The following is a 14,131-nucleotide window of genomic DNA, read 5'->3' as shown; positions in this document are numbered from 1 at the left end:
TGAGGGCTGTGTGGACTCACGCGTGTCGTCCGGAATCGGCGCCGTCCGCGGCTGACGAGTACGGCACGCACAAGGCAAACTGAACCGGTCATTCGGATGTCTAAGGGGAGCCCTGATGGACCACCGCGTAGGACCCGGCGGCCCGCGCGTGCCGGAGCAGCGGCGCGCCGGATCCCCCGTGGAACCGGCGGCCCTCCGCTTCGACGTGCTCGGCCCGGTGCGCGCACGGCGTGGCGAGGAGCAGCTCGCCACCGGTTCCCCGCAGCAGCGGGCGCTGCTGGCCGCCCTGCTGCTGCGCGAGGGCCGTACGGCGACGGCGGGTGAGCTGATCGACGCGCTGTGGGGCGAGGAGCCTCCGTCGCAGGCCCTGGCGGCGGTACGGACGTACGCCTCGCGGCTGCGGAAGGTGCTGGACCCGGGTGTCCTGGTGAGCGAGTCCGGCGGGTACGCCGTCCGCGGGCTCGGCGAGGGCGCGCTGGACCTCGCGCGGGCCCAGGAGTGGGCCGCCGAGGCGGAGAAGGCGCGCAGCGCCGGGGACCTGGGCCGGGCCCGCGAGGGGCTCAACCGGGTGCTGGGGCTGTGGGACGGGGAGGCGCTGGCCGGGGTCCCCGGTCCGTACGCGGAGGCGCAGCGGGTCCGGCTGGAGGAGTGGCGGCTGGGGCTGCTGGAGTCCCGGCTCGACCTGGATCTGGAGCTGGGCTGCCACACGGAGGCCGTCTCGGAGCTGACGGCGCTGACGGCCGCGCATCCGCTGCGCGAACGGCTGCGGGAACTGCTGATGCTGGCGCTGTACCGCAGCGGGCGGCAGGCGGAGGCGCTGGCGGTGTACGCGGACACCCGGCGGCTGCTGGCGGAGGAGCTCGGCGTCGACCCGCGGGCCGGTCTGCGGGAGCTCCAGCGCCGTATCCTCCAGGCGGACCCGGACCTGGCGGAGCCCTCGGCCCCGCCGGCGGAACCGGGGGTCGTCCGGGTGCGTCCCGCGCAGCTCCCGGCGACCGTGCCCGACTTCACCGGTCGCGCGTCCTTCGTGACCGAGCTGAGCGAGGTGCTGGCCGAGTCCGGCGCGAGTGGGGGCGCCGGCCGGGTCATGGCGGTGTCGGCGCTGGCGGGGATCGGGGGCGTCGGCAAGACGACCCTCGCCGTGCACGTGGCCCACCGGGCCCGCGCGGCCTTCCCCGACGGGCAGCTCTACGTCGACCTGCAGGGCGCCGGCGCGCGGGCGGCGGAGCCGGAGACCGTCCTGGGCTCCTTCCTGCGCGCCCTCGGCACGGCGGACTCGGAGATCCCGGACTCCCTGGAGGACCGCGCGGCGCTGTACCGGTCGGTGCTGGACGGTCGCCGGGTGCTGGTGCTGCTCGACAACGCGAAGGACGCGGCCCAGGTACGACCGCTGCTGCCGGGCACGGAGGGCTGCGCGGCCCTGGTCACCTCCCGGGTCCGGATGGTCGACCTGGCGGGCGCGCACCTGGTCGACCTGGACGTGATGTCCCCCGACGAGGCGCTCGCGCTGTTCACGAGGATCGTCGGCGAGGAGCGGGTGGCCTCCGAGCGGGACGCCGCGCTGGACGTGGTGGCGGCCTGCGGCTTCCTGCCGCTCGCGATCCGCATAGCGGCCTCCCGCCTCGCGGCCCGCCGTACCTGGACGGTCGCGGTCCTCGCGGCCAAGCTCGGCGACGAGCGCCGCCGGCTGGACGAACTCCAGGCGGGAGACCTGGCGGTGAAGGCCACGTTCGAGCTGGGCTACGGGCAGCTCGAGCCGGGCCAGGCCCGGGCGTTCCGGCTGCTGGGCCTGGCGGACGGTCCCGACATCTCCCTCGCGGCGGCCGCCGCGGTCCTCGACCTGCCCGCCGAGGACACGGAGGACCTGCTGGAGGGCCTCGTCGACACGTCGTTGCTGGAGTCGGCGGCGCCCGGGCGCTACCGGTTCCACGATCTCGTACGGCTCTACGCGCGTGCCTGCGCGGAGCGGGACGAGCGGCCCGCCGACGGGCGGGAGGCCGCGCTGTCGCGGCTGCTCGACTTCTATCTGGCGTCCGCGGCGGCGGTGTACGCGCTGGAGCGGCCCGGGGAGCGCGTCCTCGACCACTTCGCGACCACCCGGTACCAGGGGCTGTCCTTCGCCACCCAGCAGGCCGCGCTCGACTGGCTGTTCACGGAGGCCGACACCCTGCTGTCCTGCGCCCGTCAGTCGGCGGGCCCCGGGATGCTGCGCCGCGCCGCCGATCTGCTGATGGCGGCCGTGGACCTGGGGGAATCCGGCGCCAACTCCTACCAGTTCACCCAGGCGGCGACGGCGGTCAGCGAGTCCGCCCGGTCGGCCGGGGACAACCTCGCGGAGTCCCGGGCCCGGACCATGCTGACGCACGTCCACAGTCTGTCCGGGCGGTTCGCGGAGTCGGAGGCCGAGGCACGGCGGGCGCTGGAGCTGGGGCTGGCGGCGAAGGACCCCGTGGCGTCGGGCCAGGCACCGAACCAGCGGGGCATCATCGCCCTCTACGAGAACCGGCACGCCGACGCCGAACGGCATCTGACCCAGGCGCTCGAAGCGTTCCGGGCGGACCACAACAAGCCCGGGGAGGCCGCCGCGCTCTGCAACCTGTCGCGGGTCCACCTCGCCACGGGGCGCACCGCGAGCGCCGTCGAGCTCGCCCGGCAGGGCATCGCCCTCTACGAGGCGGCCGACACCGGTCTCGCGCTGCGGCTCGCCAACGGCAAGTACGCGCTCGGGCTGGCCCTGACGGGGGCCGGTCAGGTCGACCAGGCGCACACCGTCCTCACGGAGGCGCTGGAGACGTTCCGGGAGAACCGGCAGCAGTTCTGGTACGGCATGACCCTCTTCCGGCTGGCCGAGGTCCATCTGGCCGACCGCCAGCCCGCCCAGGCCGCCGCCCAGGCCGAACAGGCGCTCGCCGTGCTGCACGGCATCGGCGGCGAGTGGCGGCGGGCCAACATCCTCACCGTCCTCGGACGCGGGCTCGCCGCCATCGGCCAGACGGGCCGCGCCCAGGCCTGCTGGTCGGACGCCCTCACGGTCTTCAAGGAACTGGGCTCCCCGGAGGAGGCAGAGGTCCAAGCCCTCCTCAAGCCGACGGCGGTGGCGTAGGGGGCGGTCCGGCGGGCGGACGGGGGGACGGGCAGTCCGGGGGCGGATGGGCGGTCCGGGGGCGGATGGGCGGTCCGGATGTCCGGCGGGCGGGCGGACAGGCAGGTCCGGCGGACAGGCGGACGGACGGGCGGGCAGGCAGTCCGGCGGGGGCGGACGGACGGTCCCGCCGACGGACGGACGGGCGGGCAGCCAGGTCCGGGGACAGGCGGACGGAGGGGCGGGCAGGCGGTCCGGCGGGGGCGGACGGACGGTCCCGAAGGCGGGCGGGCGGGCGGGCAGTCCCGGCGGGGGCGGACGGACGGTCCCGCCGAAGGGCGGGCGGGCGAGCGGTCCCGCGGGCGGGGTTTCGAGGGCGGGCGGACGGACGGTCCCGCAGGCGGGCGGTCCGGTGGTCCTGCGGGCGGGCGGTCCGGCGTCCCGCGGACGAGCGGTCCGGCGGACGGGCGGACGGGCAGTCCCGGCCGGGGCGGACGGACGGTCCCGCCGAAGGGCGGGCGGGCGAGCGGTCCTGCGGGCGGGCGGGGTTTCGAGGGCGGGCGGGCAGAGTGCGGGGGCGCCGGGGCGGTCCCCGCGTTCATCAATCGTTTATCGCATCAGGGCACTGTCGTCCCTACCGATCCGCCGCGTCGGGGGGCAGACGGGTCGGGCTGTGGCCGCACCACTAAGGTGAGCGGCCTTGCGAAGCTCGTTCGGCGGCCTGGGGGGGCCGCCGGACGGGCCGGTCCATCCGCTGCACCGACTGATTCAGGAGTCCGCCATGGCCGACACCAGCCAGAGCCTCAAGCCGACGGACGCTCACGCCTCCAGCGAGGAGCTCACCACGCTGGACGCCCACGCCTCCAGCGAACCGCTCAACACCACCGGGGCCGCGGCCGACGAGGTCACCACGCTGGACGCCCACGCGTCGAGCGAGCCCCTCAAGACCGCCGCGGACGAGGAGATCACGACGCTCGACGCCCACGCGTCGACCCAGCGTCCGTGACGTAACAGACCGCTCCCGGACGGGGAAGCGCGGCCGCGGTGGCGCGGAGGGGGAGCCACCGCGGCCGACGCGCGTCCCGGGGCAGGGGCTGTCAGGGCTTCACGCCCGGCCCCGCAACTCCCCTTTCAGGACCTTCCCGCCGGCGTTGCGCGGCAGTTCGCCCACGAACTCCACCGACCTCGGCACCTTGTAGTTCGCCATCTCTCGGCGGGCCCAGGCGATGAGGTCGTCGGCGGTGAGGTGCGCGTCGCGGCGGCGGACGACGTAGGCCTTGCCGACCTCGCCGAGGCGGGGGTCCGGGACGCCGACGACCGCGACGTCGGTCACGTCGGGGTGCAGGCCGAGGAGTTGCTCTATCTCCGCCGGGTAGGCGTTGAAGCCGCCGACGATGAACATGTCCTTCAGCCGGTCGGTGATGCGCAGGTTGCCGGCCGGGTCCAGGACGCCGATGTCGCCCGTGCGCAGCCAGCCGTCGGGGGTGAGCGCCTCCCTGGTCGCCGCCTCGTCCTCGTAGTAGCCGCGCATGACGTTGAAGCCGCGGACCAGGACCTCCCCGGGCTCCCCCGGTGCCGCGTCCACCCGTACCTCCGTACCGGGGATCGCGCGGCCCGAGGTCGAGGCGATCACCGTGGGGTCGTCGCCCCGCCGGCACATCGTCACGATGCCGCTCGCCTCCGAGAGGCCGTACGCGGTGAGGACCGTCTCGACGCCCAGTTCGCCCCGCAGACGTTCGACCAGCCGGAGCGGCACCACCGCCGCGCCCGTCACCACCAGCCGCAACGACGACAGGTCGTGGGCGTCCCGTGACACGTGGTCCAGGAGGGACTGGTGGAGCGTGGGCGGGCCGGGCAGCACCGAGACCCGCTCCGCCGCCAGGTTCGCGAGGACCGTGTCCACGTTGAACACCGGCTGCGGGATCATCGTCGCGCCCCGCATCAGACAGGCGATCACGCCCGCCTTGTAGCCGAAGGTGTGGAAGAAGGGGTTGACGATCAGGTAGCGGTCGCCGTGGCGCAGGCCGGCCAGGTCGCTCCACACCTCGTACGCCCGCAGCGTCTGCGCGTGGGTGATCACCGCGCCCTTGGGGCGGCCGGTCGTGCCCGAGGTGAAGACGAGGTCCGAGGGCCAGTCCCCGCGCACCGAGTCCGCCCGTGCGCGGACCTCCGCCGCGCCCACCCCCTCCCCGCTCGCCAGGAAGTCCTTCCAGGTGCGGAAGTCCGCCGGGGCGTCGTCCGAGAGGACCACGACCTGCTCCAGGGCCGGGAGGCCGGGCAGGGGCCCGCGGCCGCCCGACGGCCCCTCCCCCGCCGCCCGGCGCAGCCACGCCACGTACGAGGTCCCGAGGAAGGTGCCCGTCACGAACAGCAGCCGGGCCCCGCTCCTGCGCAGCACATCCGCCGCCTCCGCTCCCTTGAAACGGGTGTTGAGCGGCACCAGCACCGCGCCCGCCGACACCGCGCCGAGCGCCGCGACCATCCAGTCCAGGGAGTTGGGGGCCCAGATGCCGACGCGGTCGCCCGCCCGCACCCCGTTCGCCAGGCAGGCCGCCGCCGCCCGTTCCACCCGGGCGCCCAGTTCGCCGTACGGGATCCGGGTGCGGCCCTCCACCACCGCCTCGGTGTCCGCGTACCGCTCGGCCGCCCGGCGCACCAGCCCGGGAATCGTCCCCCACTCCATGTCACCGCGCATGACGACCTCCCCAGTAGCTGACTACCCGTCAGATTAGCGGTAACCTGACGGCCTGTCAGCCGCGATGACACCCTGTTACCTGCCTTGCGGAGGTGCGTGCAGCGTGACCCTCAAGGACGCCACCGCGATCGTCGGCATCGGCCAGACGCGGTTCGCCAAGCATCTCCCCGAGAGCGAGAGGTCCCTCGCCTGCCGGGCCGTCCTCGCCGCGCTCGACGACGCCGGGATCGCACCGGGCGAGGTCGACGCGCTCGCCTCCTACACCATGGAGGAGACCGACGAGGTCGAGCTGGCCAAGGCGGTCGGCTTCGGGGACCTGACCTTCTTCGGCAAGGTCGGCTTCGGGGGCGGGGGTTCGTGTGCCACCGTCGCGCATCTGGCCGCCGCCATCGCCTCCGGGCAGGCCACGGTCGGAGTCGCCTGGCGGTCGCGCAAGCGGGGCAGCGGACCGCGCCCCTGGACCAACACGAGCGTCCAGCTCCCCACCCCCGCCCAGTGGACCCGCCCCTACGGCCTGCTCCGCCCGGCCGACGAGATAGCCATGCTGGCCCGCCGCTACATGCACGAGTACGGCGCGACCCGGGACCACCTGTTCAACGTGGCCCTGGCCTGCCGCAACCGGGCCAACCAGAACCCCGCCGCGATCATGTACGACCGCCCCCTCACCCGCGAGATGTACATGACCGCCCGCTGGATCAGCGAGCCCCTGTGCCTCTACGACAACTGCCTGGAGACGGACGGGGCGCTGGCCTGCGTGGTCGTCGCACGGGAGCGGGCCCGCGACTGCCGGCAGCGGCCGGTCTACGTCCACTCCGCCGCCCAGGGCCTGCCCGCCCAGCACCACGGCATGGTCAACTACTGGAACGACGACCCGCTCACCGGCCCCGCCTGGACGGCCGCCCGGCACCTGTGGAAACACGCCGACTTCACCCCGGCGGATGTCGACGTCGCCCAGATCTACGACGCGTTCACGGCCCTGGTGCCCCTCTCCCTGGAGGGCTACGGCTTCTGCGGCCGGGGCGAGGGCGGCGCGTTCACCGAGGGCGGCGCCCTGGAGACCGGCGGCCGGCTGCCCCTGAACACCGCCGGGGGCGGGCTCAGCGAGGCGTACGTGCACGGCTTCAACCTCATCAACGAAGGCGTACGGCAACTGCGCGGCACCAGCACCGCCCAGGTCCCGGACGCCGCCACCTGCCTCGTCACCGCCGGCGAGGGCGTCCCCACCTCCGCCCTGCTCCTGAGGAGCTGATGCCCCGTGCTGACCCCGGTCACCGACCCCGACGGCGCCCCGTTCTGGAAGTACGCCGCCCGGGGCGAGCTCCGCGTCCAGACCTGCGCCGACTGCGCCGAGCCGCGCTTCCCGCCCCGGCCCTGCTGCCCGCACTGCCAGTCCTTCGCGAGCGAGTGGCGCCCGATGTCGGGCCGGGGCCGTATCTGGTCCTACGTCGTCCCGCACCCGCCCCTGCTCCCCGACTACGCGGCGCGGGCCCCGTACAACGTGATCCTCGTCGAACTCGCCGACGCGCCCCGGATCCGCCTCGTGGGCAACCTCGTGCGGCACGCGGGGGCGCCCCTCGACTCGTTTCCCCCCGACCGGGTCCGCATCGGCGCCCGGGTGCAGGCGGTCTTCACCGCCGAGGGGCTGGTGCAGTGGGTCCTGGAGCGGCCGTGAGCGTCCTGCTGGACATCGACAAGGACACCGGCGTCGCGGTGGTCACCCTCGACCGGCCGCACCGGCTCAACGCCGTCGACCTCGACACGGCCCGGCGGCTCTCGGAGGTGTGGCGGGGCCTGCGCTTCGACGACACCGTACGGGCCGTGGTCCTCACCGGGGCGGGGACGCGGGCGTTCAGCACGGGCCTCGACCGGGACTCCGTCGTCCCGCAGCCCGACTCCCCCTACATGCAGGACGACCCCCTCCTGACCATCGGCCCCAAGGCGAACGACCTGTGGAAACCGGTGATCGCCGCGGTGGAGGGCATGGCCTGCGGAGGCGCCTTCTATCTCCTCGGTGAGTGCGAGTTCCTCGTCGCGGGCGCCGACGCCGTCTTCTTCGACCCGCACACCACCTACGGCATGGTCAGCGCGTACGAGTCCGTGCTGCTGGCGCAGCGGATGCCGTACGGCGAGGTCGCGCGGATGATGCTGATGGGCACCGCCGAACGGATCTCCGCCCGGCGGGCCCACGCCATCGGCCTGGTCTCCGAACTCACCGCCACCGGCGGGGCACGGGAAGCCGCCCTCGCCTGCGCCGCCGTCGTCGCCGGCTATCCGACGGCCGGCGTCCAGGGCACGGTACGGGCCCTGTGGTCGGCGAAGGAGGCGGCCCGCGCGGCGGGCTTCGCCCAGTCCCCCCACCTCATCTCCCTGGGCAACCTGCCCGCCGATCAGCAGGCGGCGCTGTTCGCGGGACGGTCGGGGGCGGGGCCTCGGGTGCGGTGAGGGCTGTCAGGTGCGGGTGGGGGCCGGCTTCGGTTCGGAGGGGAGCGGGGCCGGGCGCCGGGGGAGCAGCAGCGGGGTCGCCAGGAGGAGGGCGCCTGCCAGGGCCACGGCCGGGCGAGGGCCCAGAAGGGTGGCCAGGGCGCCCCACAGGGCCGTCAGAAGGGCGGTCGTGGCTCTGGTGGTCACCGCCCATGCGGTCAGGGTGCGGGCGACCCGGTCGGTCGGGGTGCGTTCGAGGCGGTAGGTGGCGCAGACGGGGTTGAAGACCCCGCAGCAGAAGATCAGCCCCAGTTCGACGCCCATCACCAGCAGCAGCCCAGCGGTGCCGGGCCCGAGGAAGGCCAGGCCGACGGGCCAGAGCGCGCGCAGCGCCCCCGACAGCACCAGGACCCGGCGCTGTCCGAACCGGGTGACGAGCGAGGGAGCCACTCGCGAACCGAGCAGCCCGCCGATCGCGGGTGCGGCGAAGGCCAGACCGTACTGCCACGGCGCGAACCCGAGCCGGCCGAGCATCAGGACGGCCAGCAGCGGCTGGGTCGCCATCACCAGGCCGTTGAACAGGGCGGTGTTGAAGAACAGCGGACGCAGCGCCGTGTCGGCGAGGACGTACCGCCAGCCGTCGAGCAGATCCCGGGCCCGCAGGCGCGGGGCCTCCCGCCGCTCGGGCCGCGGCTCACCGCCGCCCGTCGCGCGGATGCCCGCGGCGGAGAGCAGGTGGCTGACCGCGTCGGCCACCACCGTCGCCACCGGCCCGAGGAGCCCGATCGCGGCCCCGCCCAGCGGCGGTCCGACGATCGTCGTCGTCCAGGACGTCGACTCCAACCGGGCGTTGGCGGCCAGCAGGTCCTCCCCCGGCAGCAGCGTCTTCAGATACGCCCCGGACGCGGCGCGGAAGGCGATGTCGGCCGCCGCGACGACGACCGAGACCAGCAGGAGCTGTACGAAGGTGAGCGCGCCGAGCGCGAACGCGACGGGGACCGTCAGCAGCGCCGCGCACCGCACCAGGTCCATCCCGATCAGCACCTGCCGCTTGCGCCGGAACTCCACCCACGGCCCGAGCGGCACCGCCACCACCGCGCCGACCGCCGCCCCCACGGAGGACAGTGCCGCGACCTCCGCCGGCCCGGCGTGCAGCACCCGGATGGCGATCAGCGGGAACGCGCCGAAGGCGAGCCAGGTGCCGAGCGCGCTGGTCCCGTACGCCGCCCACAGCCACCCGAACGGGCGCCCCAACCGGTGCGTCCTCCTCATGGCCACCCCCTCGCTGACTCACCCGCACAACCGATCCGCGTCCGGAGGCATCAAAGCGAGCACCCTGTCCTGCGAGCAAACAACCACGAGACCACCCCGCCACAACCATCGGTTGTAGCCCTACCGGCGGAGCCCGCCGGCGTGGACGACTACGCCGGAGGCAGTACGCGTTCCCGGCGGTTGCGCTTGTCCAGCGCTCCGCCCGCCCAGATGCCCCAGGCGACACAGCCGCCCATCAGCAGGAAATAGCCGCCGAATCCCACGGCGTCACCGAGGAGCCACAGCGCCAGGGCGGGCGGCCCGAAAACGATCAGCGGGCCCACCACCCACCAGGACAGATAGGTCCGCAGTATCTCCGCACCGACGAGCGGCGTCTCCTCGTGCACCGCGTACCGGGTGACCTCGGTGCTGCCGTTGCCGTACTGCGTGTAGGTCGAGTCGCCGACGGTCAGCCGGTGGCGCCGCAAGGGAATCACCGGCAGGAAGAACAGCACGGCCCACTGGGTGGCGTAGTGGCTGCCGTCACGATTCACATGGCTGTAGCCCCGATACGTGGTGCCGAAGCCGTTCCAGGTCGACATCCGTCCCCCTCCTCGCCGCGACTGGCCTGAAGTGTCGCACGCGTGGCGGGATATGGGCGCCCCCTCCTTCACACCAGGTGCGCCCCGGTGTCAGTCGACGACCGGCGCGTACGGCTCGACCCGGCAGTGGTCGAAGCGGGAGAAGAGGGAGGTGTCGTCCACGTTCACCGACACGTCCGTCGAGGAGTTCGCCGAGACGTACGCCGTCGTGGCCTTGCGGTAGACCACGTCCGCCTGGTCGTTCAGGAACTCGACCTCGAAGGAGAAGGTGGCGTCCACCGCGTTGGGGTTGCCGACCGAGACCGTCGCGTACGGCGTCTTCTTCGTCGCGCAGCTCACGAGGTTCGTCGTGGCGTCCTGGAGCTCCGCCGGCGGCGTGCTCTCCGAGGAGCCCCCGGAGGTCGTCGTCCCCCCGCTCGACGACGAGCCGTCGTGGTCCTGGCGGGAGCTGCTGCAGCCGCCGCCGTCGCTGTCGCCGTGGCTGCCGTGATGGCGGCTCTTCCCCGTGGAGAAGCCCGTCAGTGCCAGCACCACCAGCACCGACACCGCCGCGAACCTGAACTTTCCGTGCCCCCGTCGATTCATGCCGTCAGCCTAGACAATGGCTGTCACGGCCATGTCACTGCCTGGCGACCGGACGACACGCGGCGTAGCGTCTGCGGTGGCGGCCGCCGTCCGGACCCTTTCCGTGCGGCGCCGGTACGACGGCCGTCCCGACGACCTCCCGCTGGATCAGGCCGTCCGTGCCGTCCCGGTTCCCTTCTCCGCGTCCAGCGCGTAGACGCAACGGTCCTTGCTGCACGCGTACACCACGCCGTCGCGGACCACCGGGGAGCCGGTGATCTCGCCGCCGGTGGCGAGCTTCCAGCGCAGCCGGCCGTCGTCGGCCTTGAGCGTGTAGAGCAGGTGGTCCGTGGAACCGAAGTGGATACGGCCCTCGGCGACCGCCGGGGAGCCCACGATGTCGCCGCCCGCCTGGAAGCGCCACTTCGGGGTGCCCGTGACCGCGTCGAGGGTGTAGAGGCCCTTGCCGCTGCCGACGTGGACGTGGCCCGCGGCGACGAGTACCGGGTCGATCGACGCCCGGGCCTCCGTGGCGATGCGCCAGCGGTCGCGGCCGTCGGCGGCGTCGAGGGCGTAGACCGTGCCGAGGTAGTCGGCGAGGTAGACGCCACCGCCGGTGACGGCCGGGCCGGGGACGAACGCCGGCGGGGAGAGGAAGACGGCGGGGGCCTCGAAGTGCCAGCGCACCATGCCGCTCGCCACGTCGACGGCGATGACACGGGTGCCGGCCGAGAGGTAGACGTGGCCGTCGGGGGCGGGGGTGACGCGGACCGGGACGCCGCCGCAGGAGGCCGCGTCGCCGATGGGGTACGACCAGCGCTCGTCACCCGTTCGGGCGTCCAGGGCTCTGAGCCGGGCGTCCTGCCAGACGAAGACCGTGCCGTCGTGCAGGGCGGGGCCCGCCTCGGGCGACTCGAAGTCGCTCTGGCAGCCGGAGATCTCCCAGAGCTTCTGCCCGGTGGAGGCCTCCCAGGCCTGGACGCCGCCGCCGCGGGTGGCGGTGACGACCGTGCCGCGCTCGGCCCGCAGACAGTAGACCCAGGCGTCCGTCTGGAGCCGCCACAGGTCCTGGCCCTCGCGGGCCTCCAGGGCGAACAGCGTGGGGCCGTCGGAGGCGTGGACACGGCCGTCGGCGACCGCCATCGACCAGGCCACGTCCCGGGTCTTGAAGCGCCGCCGCCCGGTCGCCACGTCGAGGGCGTGCACCTCGAAGGAGGTGACGTAGACGAGGTCGCCGAAGACGGCCGGGGTGCCCCACACGTCGTTGGACATCCGGAACCGCCAGGGGCGCCAGCCCGCCGGGTGGCCGTCGGGGGCGGCCGCCGTCTGCGGGGCCGTGAGGGCGGTGTCGGCCGCGCCCCCGACGCCGGGGCGGACGCGGGTCCAGTTGGCGACCAGTCCGGGCTCGGGCAGCGGTGCCTTGACGGCGGCGGTGGCGCGGACGTCGGCGACGCGCGGGCCGGGGCCGATCGGCACGGCCGCACCGGCCAGGTGGACCGGGCCGGGGTCGGGCGCGCCGATCCCGACGGGCACCGGGCCGGGCCCGGGCACCACGGGGTCGTGCGAGGGCGGCGGGGGCAGCGGCAGCGGGCCGCGCGGGCTCACCGGTGCCGGTTTGGGGGCGGGACGGCCGCCGCGGCGGGTCTCGATGAGGGTGACCGCCTTCTCGGGCAGCCACGCCGACGCCGTACCGCTGTCGTCGGAGCCGGAGCCGAACAGGTGCGGGGCGAGCTGGGCCTGGAGGTCGGCCGGGTTGGGGCGGGCCGCGGCCTCCATCTGCATACAGGACTCGATGAGGGGGCGCAGCTCGTCCGGGAGGCCCTCCAGGTCCGGGCCCTCGCGCAGGAGCATGAAGACCGTCTCGACCGGGTTGGCGCCGTGGAAGGGCGGGTGGCCGGTGGCGGCGAAGACGAGCATGGAGCCCAGCGAGAAGACGTCGCTGGCGCCGGTGACGCTGCGGGAGTCCTTGGCCTGCTCGGGGGACATGTAGGCGGGGGTGCCGACGGCGACGTTCGTCATCGTCAAACGGGTGTTCGAAACGCCGGAGGCGATGCCGAAGTCGATCACCCGGGGGCCGTCCTCGACGACGAGGACGTTGGAGGGCTTGAGGTCACGGTGGACCAGCCCGGCCCCGTGGATCGACTGGAGCGCCTCGGCGACACCCGCGGCGAGCCAGCGCACGGCCTGGGCCGGGAGCGGCCCGCAGTCGTTCACTATCTCCTCGAGGGAGGGCGCGGGGACGTAGGCCGTGGCGAGCCAGGGCACGGCGGCGCGCGGGTCGGCGTCGACGACGGCGGCCGTGTAGAAGCCGGAGACCGCCCGCGCCGCCTCCACCTCGCGCGTGAAGCGCACGCGGAAGAGCTGGTCCTCGGCGAGCTCGGTCCGGACCGTCTTGATCGCCACGCGCCGGCCCGACGCCGAGCGCGCCAGATAGACCAGCCCCATGCCGCCGGCCCCCAGCCGTCCCAGCACCTCGAACGGCCCGATCCGCCGCGGATCGTGCTGCGTCAGCTGATCCACCACTTGCCTGCCACCTCCCCGTACGGGCCACGACACCCACTATGTGTACGCGACCGAAGTGCAGCGTCTCACCACCGCACCGCCATGGCGGCACGCACCCCAGATTCTTCCTGGCCGGGCGGCTGGTTGCGAACCCGGGGGCGATCGGGGTGTCTCATCTCATAAAGGGGCGAAACAGCCTGCGGAACGGGGCGTGAGCGGGTACTCCGGTACGTGGTTCAACGCTGAAGAAGCGCGAACGACGCACCTTGATTGTCCGTGACGACCGCCACGATTCCGTACGAGGCGGTGAACGGGCCCGCCGTGACCCGCCCGCCGAGCCGGCTCACCGCGCCGAGCGCCGCCTCGCAGTCCCGGACCCCGAAGTGGACCAGGAAGTGCGGTGGCATGACCTCCGGGAAGACGTCGGTGACCGGCACCCGCCCGAAGTCGGGCGCGGCGCCGGGCCCGAAGAGGGCCTCGTGGAAGAGATGGCCGTAGAAGGTGTTGGCGGTCTCGGTGTCCCGGGCGTAGAGCTGCGCCCAGGCGAAGGCGCCGGGGATGTGCCGGACGCCGAAGCCGGGGTGGCTGCCGGGCTGCCAGAGGCCGAAGACGGCGCCCTCGGGGTCGGCGGCGAGGGCCGCGGAGCCCAGTCCGTCCACCGGGAACGGGGGCATGACCACCTGTCCGCCGGCCGACCGGATCCGCCGGACGGTGGCCTCGGCGTCGGGGGTGGAGAAGTACACGGTCCAGACGGTGGGCATCCGGCCGTCCGTCTTGTGGGCGAGGGCGGCGACGGGCCGGCCGTCCAGCAGGGCCCACACGGAGGCGCCGTAGGCCTGCTGGAAGGTCCATCCGAAGAGTTCGCCGTAGAACCGCCTGCCCGCGTCCACGTCGGGAAGCTGCGCGTCCACCCAGCACGGGACGCCCTCGGGGACCGCCCCGGCGCCACCCTCTGTGTTCACCGATGCCCTGTTTTCGGCCATGCAGCCAAACTAACGGCGGTTCACGCAACGC

At 74.1% G+C, this 14,131-nt stretch carries 11 protein-coding genes; 5 read left to right on the top strand and 6 right to left on the bottom strand.

Features of this window, described 5'->3' with window-relative positions; genetic code table 11:
• Positions 1-115 precede the first annotated feature (115 nt).
• On the top strand, positions 116-3,103 hold the full coding sequence (locus OG852_RS26905) for an AfsR/SARP family transcriptional regulator (protein ID WP_330349189.1): 2,988 nt from the start codon (positions 116-118) through the stop codon (positions 3,101-3,103).
• Between the two features lie 760 nt (positions 3,104-3,863).
• Positions 3,864-4,088 carry a hypothetical protein gene (locus tag OG852_RS26900; protein WP_133912099.1) on the top strand — a complete coding sequence of 75 codons (225 nt, stop codon included), beginning with the start codon at positions 3,864-3,866 and terminating at the stop codon, positions 4,086-4,088.
• A 99-nt stretch (positions 4,089-4,187) separates the two neighbouring features.
• On the opposite strand, the gene OG852_RS26895 is transcribed toward OG852_RS26900, so the two are convergent.
• On the bottom strand, positions 4,188-5,777 hold the full coding sequence (locus tag OG852_RS26895) for a FadD3 family acyl-CoA ligase (protein ID WP_330349188.1): 1,590 nt from the start codon (positions 5,775-5,777) through the stop codon (positions 4,188-4,190).
• Between the two features lie 103 nt (positions 5,778-5,880).
• On the opposite strand from OG852_RS26895, the gene OG852_RS26890 reads away from it, so the two are divergent.
• The 3 genes from OG852_RS26890 to OG852_RS26880 are packed head-to-tail and all read left to right on the top strand — an operon-like array spanning position 5,881 to position 8,219.
• Complete coding sequence (locus OG852_RS26890) at positions 5,881-7,026, top strand: lipid-transfer protein (RefSeq protein ID WP_443064566.1); 1,146 nt, start codon at positions 5,881-5,883, stop codon at positions 7,024-7,026.
• A gap of 6 nt (positions 7,027-7,032) precedes the next feature.
• Positions 7,033-7,449 carry a Zn-ribbon domain-containing OB-fold protein gene (locus tag OG852_RS26885; RefSeq protein WP_330349186.1) on the top strand — a complete coding sequence of 139 codons (417 nt, stop codon included), beginning with the start codon at positions 7,033-7,035 and terminating at the stop codon, positions 7,447-7,449.
• A complete protein-coding gene (locus OG852_RS26880) occupies positions 7,446-8,219 on the top strand; it encodes an enoyl-CoA hydratase/isomerase family protein (RefSeq protein ID WP_330349185.1) in 774 nt (257 codons plus the stop codon). The genes OG852_RS26885 and OG852_RS26880 overlap by 4 nt, the downstream gene beginning before the upstream one ends.
• Positions 8,220-8,225: 6 nt before the next feature.
• On the opposite strand, the gene OG852_RS26875 is transcribed toward OG852_RS26880, so the two are convergent.
• From OG852_RS26875 to OG852_RS26855, 5 genes are all read right to left on the bottom strand, one after another.
• A complete protein-coding gene (locus tag OG852_RS26875) occupies positions 8,226-9,470 on the bottom strand; it encodes an MFS transporter (RefSeq protein WP_133912094.1) in 1,245 nt (414 codons plus the stop codon).
• A gap of 149 nt (positions 9,471-9,619) precedes the next feature.
• Positions 9,620-10,051: a hypothetical protein gene (locus tag OG852_RS26870; RefSeq protein WP_133912093.1), complete on the bottom strand. Its 432-nt coding sequence runs from the start codon at positions 10,049-10,051 to the stop codon at positions 9,620-9,622.
• Between the two features lie 90 nt (positions 10,052-10,141).
• Positions 10,142-10,636 carry a hypothetical protein gene (locus tag OG852_RS26865; RefSeq protein ID WP_133912092.1) on the bottom strand — a complete coding sequence of 165 codons (495 nt, stop codon included), beginning with the start codon at positions 10,634-10,636 and terminating at the stop codon, positions 10,142-10,144.
• A 147-nt stretch (positions 10,637-10,783) separates the two neighbouring features.
• Positions 10,784-13,138, bottom strand: a complete 2,355-nt coding sequence (locus OG852_RS26860; RefSeq protein WP_133912091.1) for an outer membrane protein assembly factor BamB family protein — start codon at positions 13,136-13,138, stop codon at positions 10,784-10,786.
• A gap of 215 nt (positions 13,139-13,353) precedes the next feature.
• Positions 13,354-14,100, bottom strand: coding sequence for a VOC family protein (locus OG852_RS26855; RefSeq protein WP_330349184.1), 747 nt, complete (start codon positions 14,098-14,100; stop codon positions 13,354-13,356).
• Positions 14,101-14,131 lie beyond the last annotated feature (31 nt).

The sequence above is a fragment of the Streptomyces sp. NBC_00582 genome, from assembly GCF_036345155.1.
Classification (GTDB): domain Bacteria; phylum Actinomycetota; class Actinomycetes; order Streptomycetales; family Streptomycetaceae; genus Streptomyces.
This window is presented reverse-complemented; position numbering and strand designations above follow the sequence as displayed.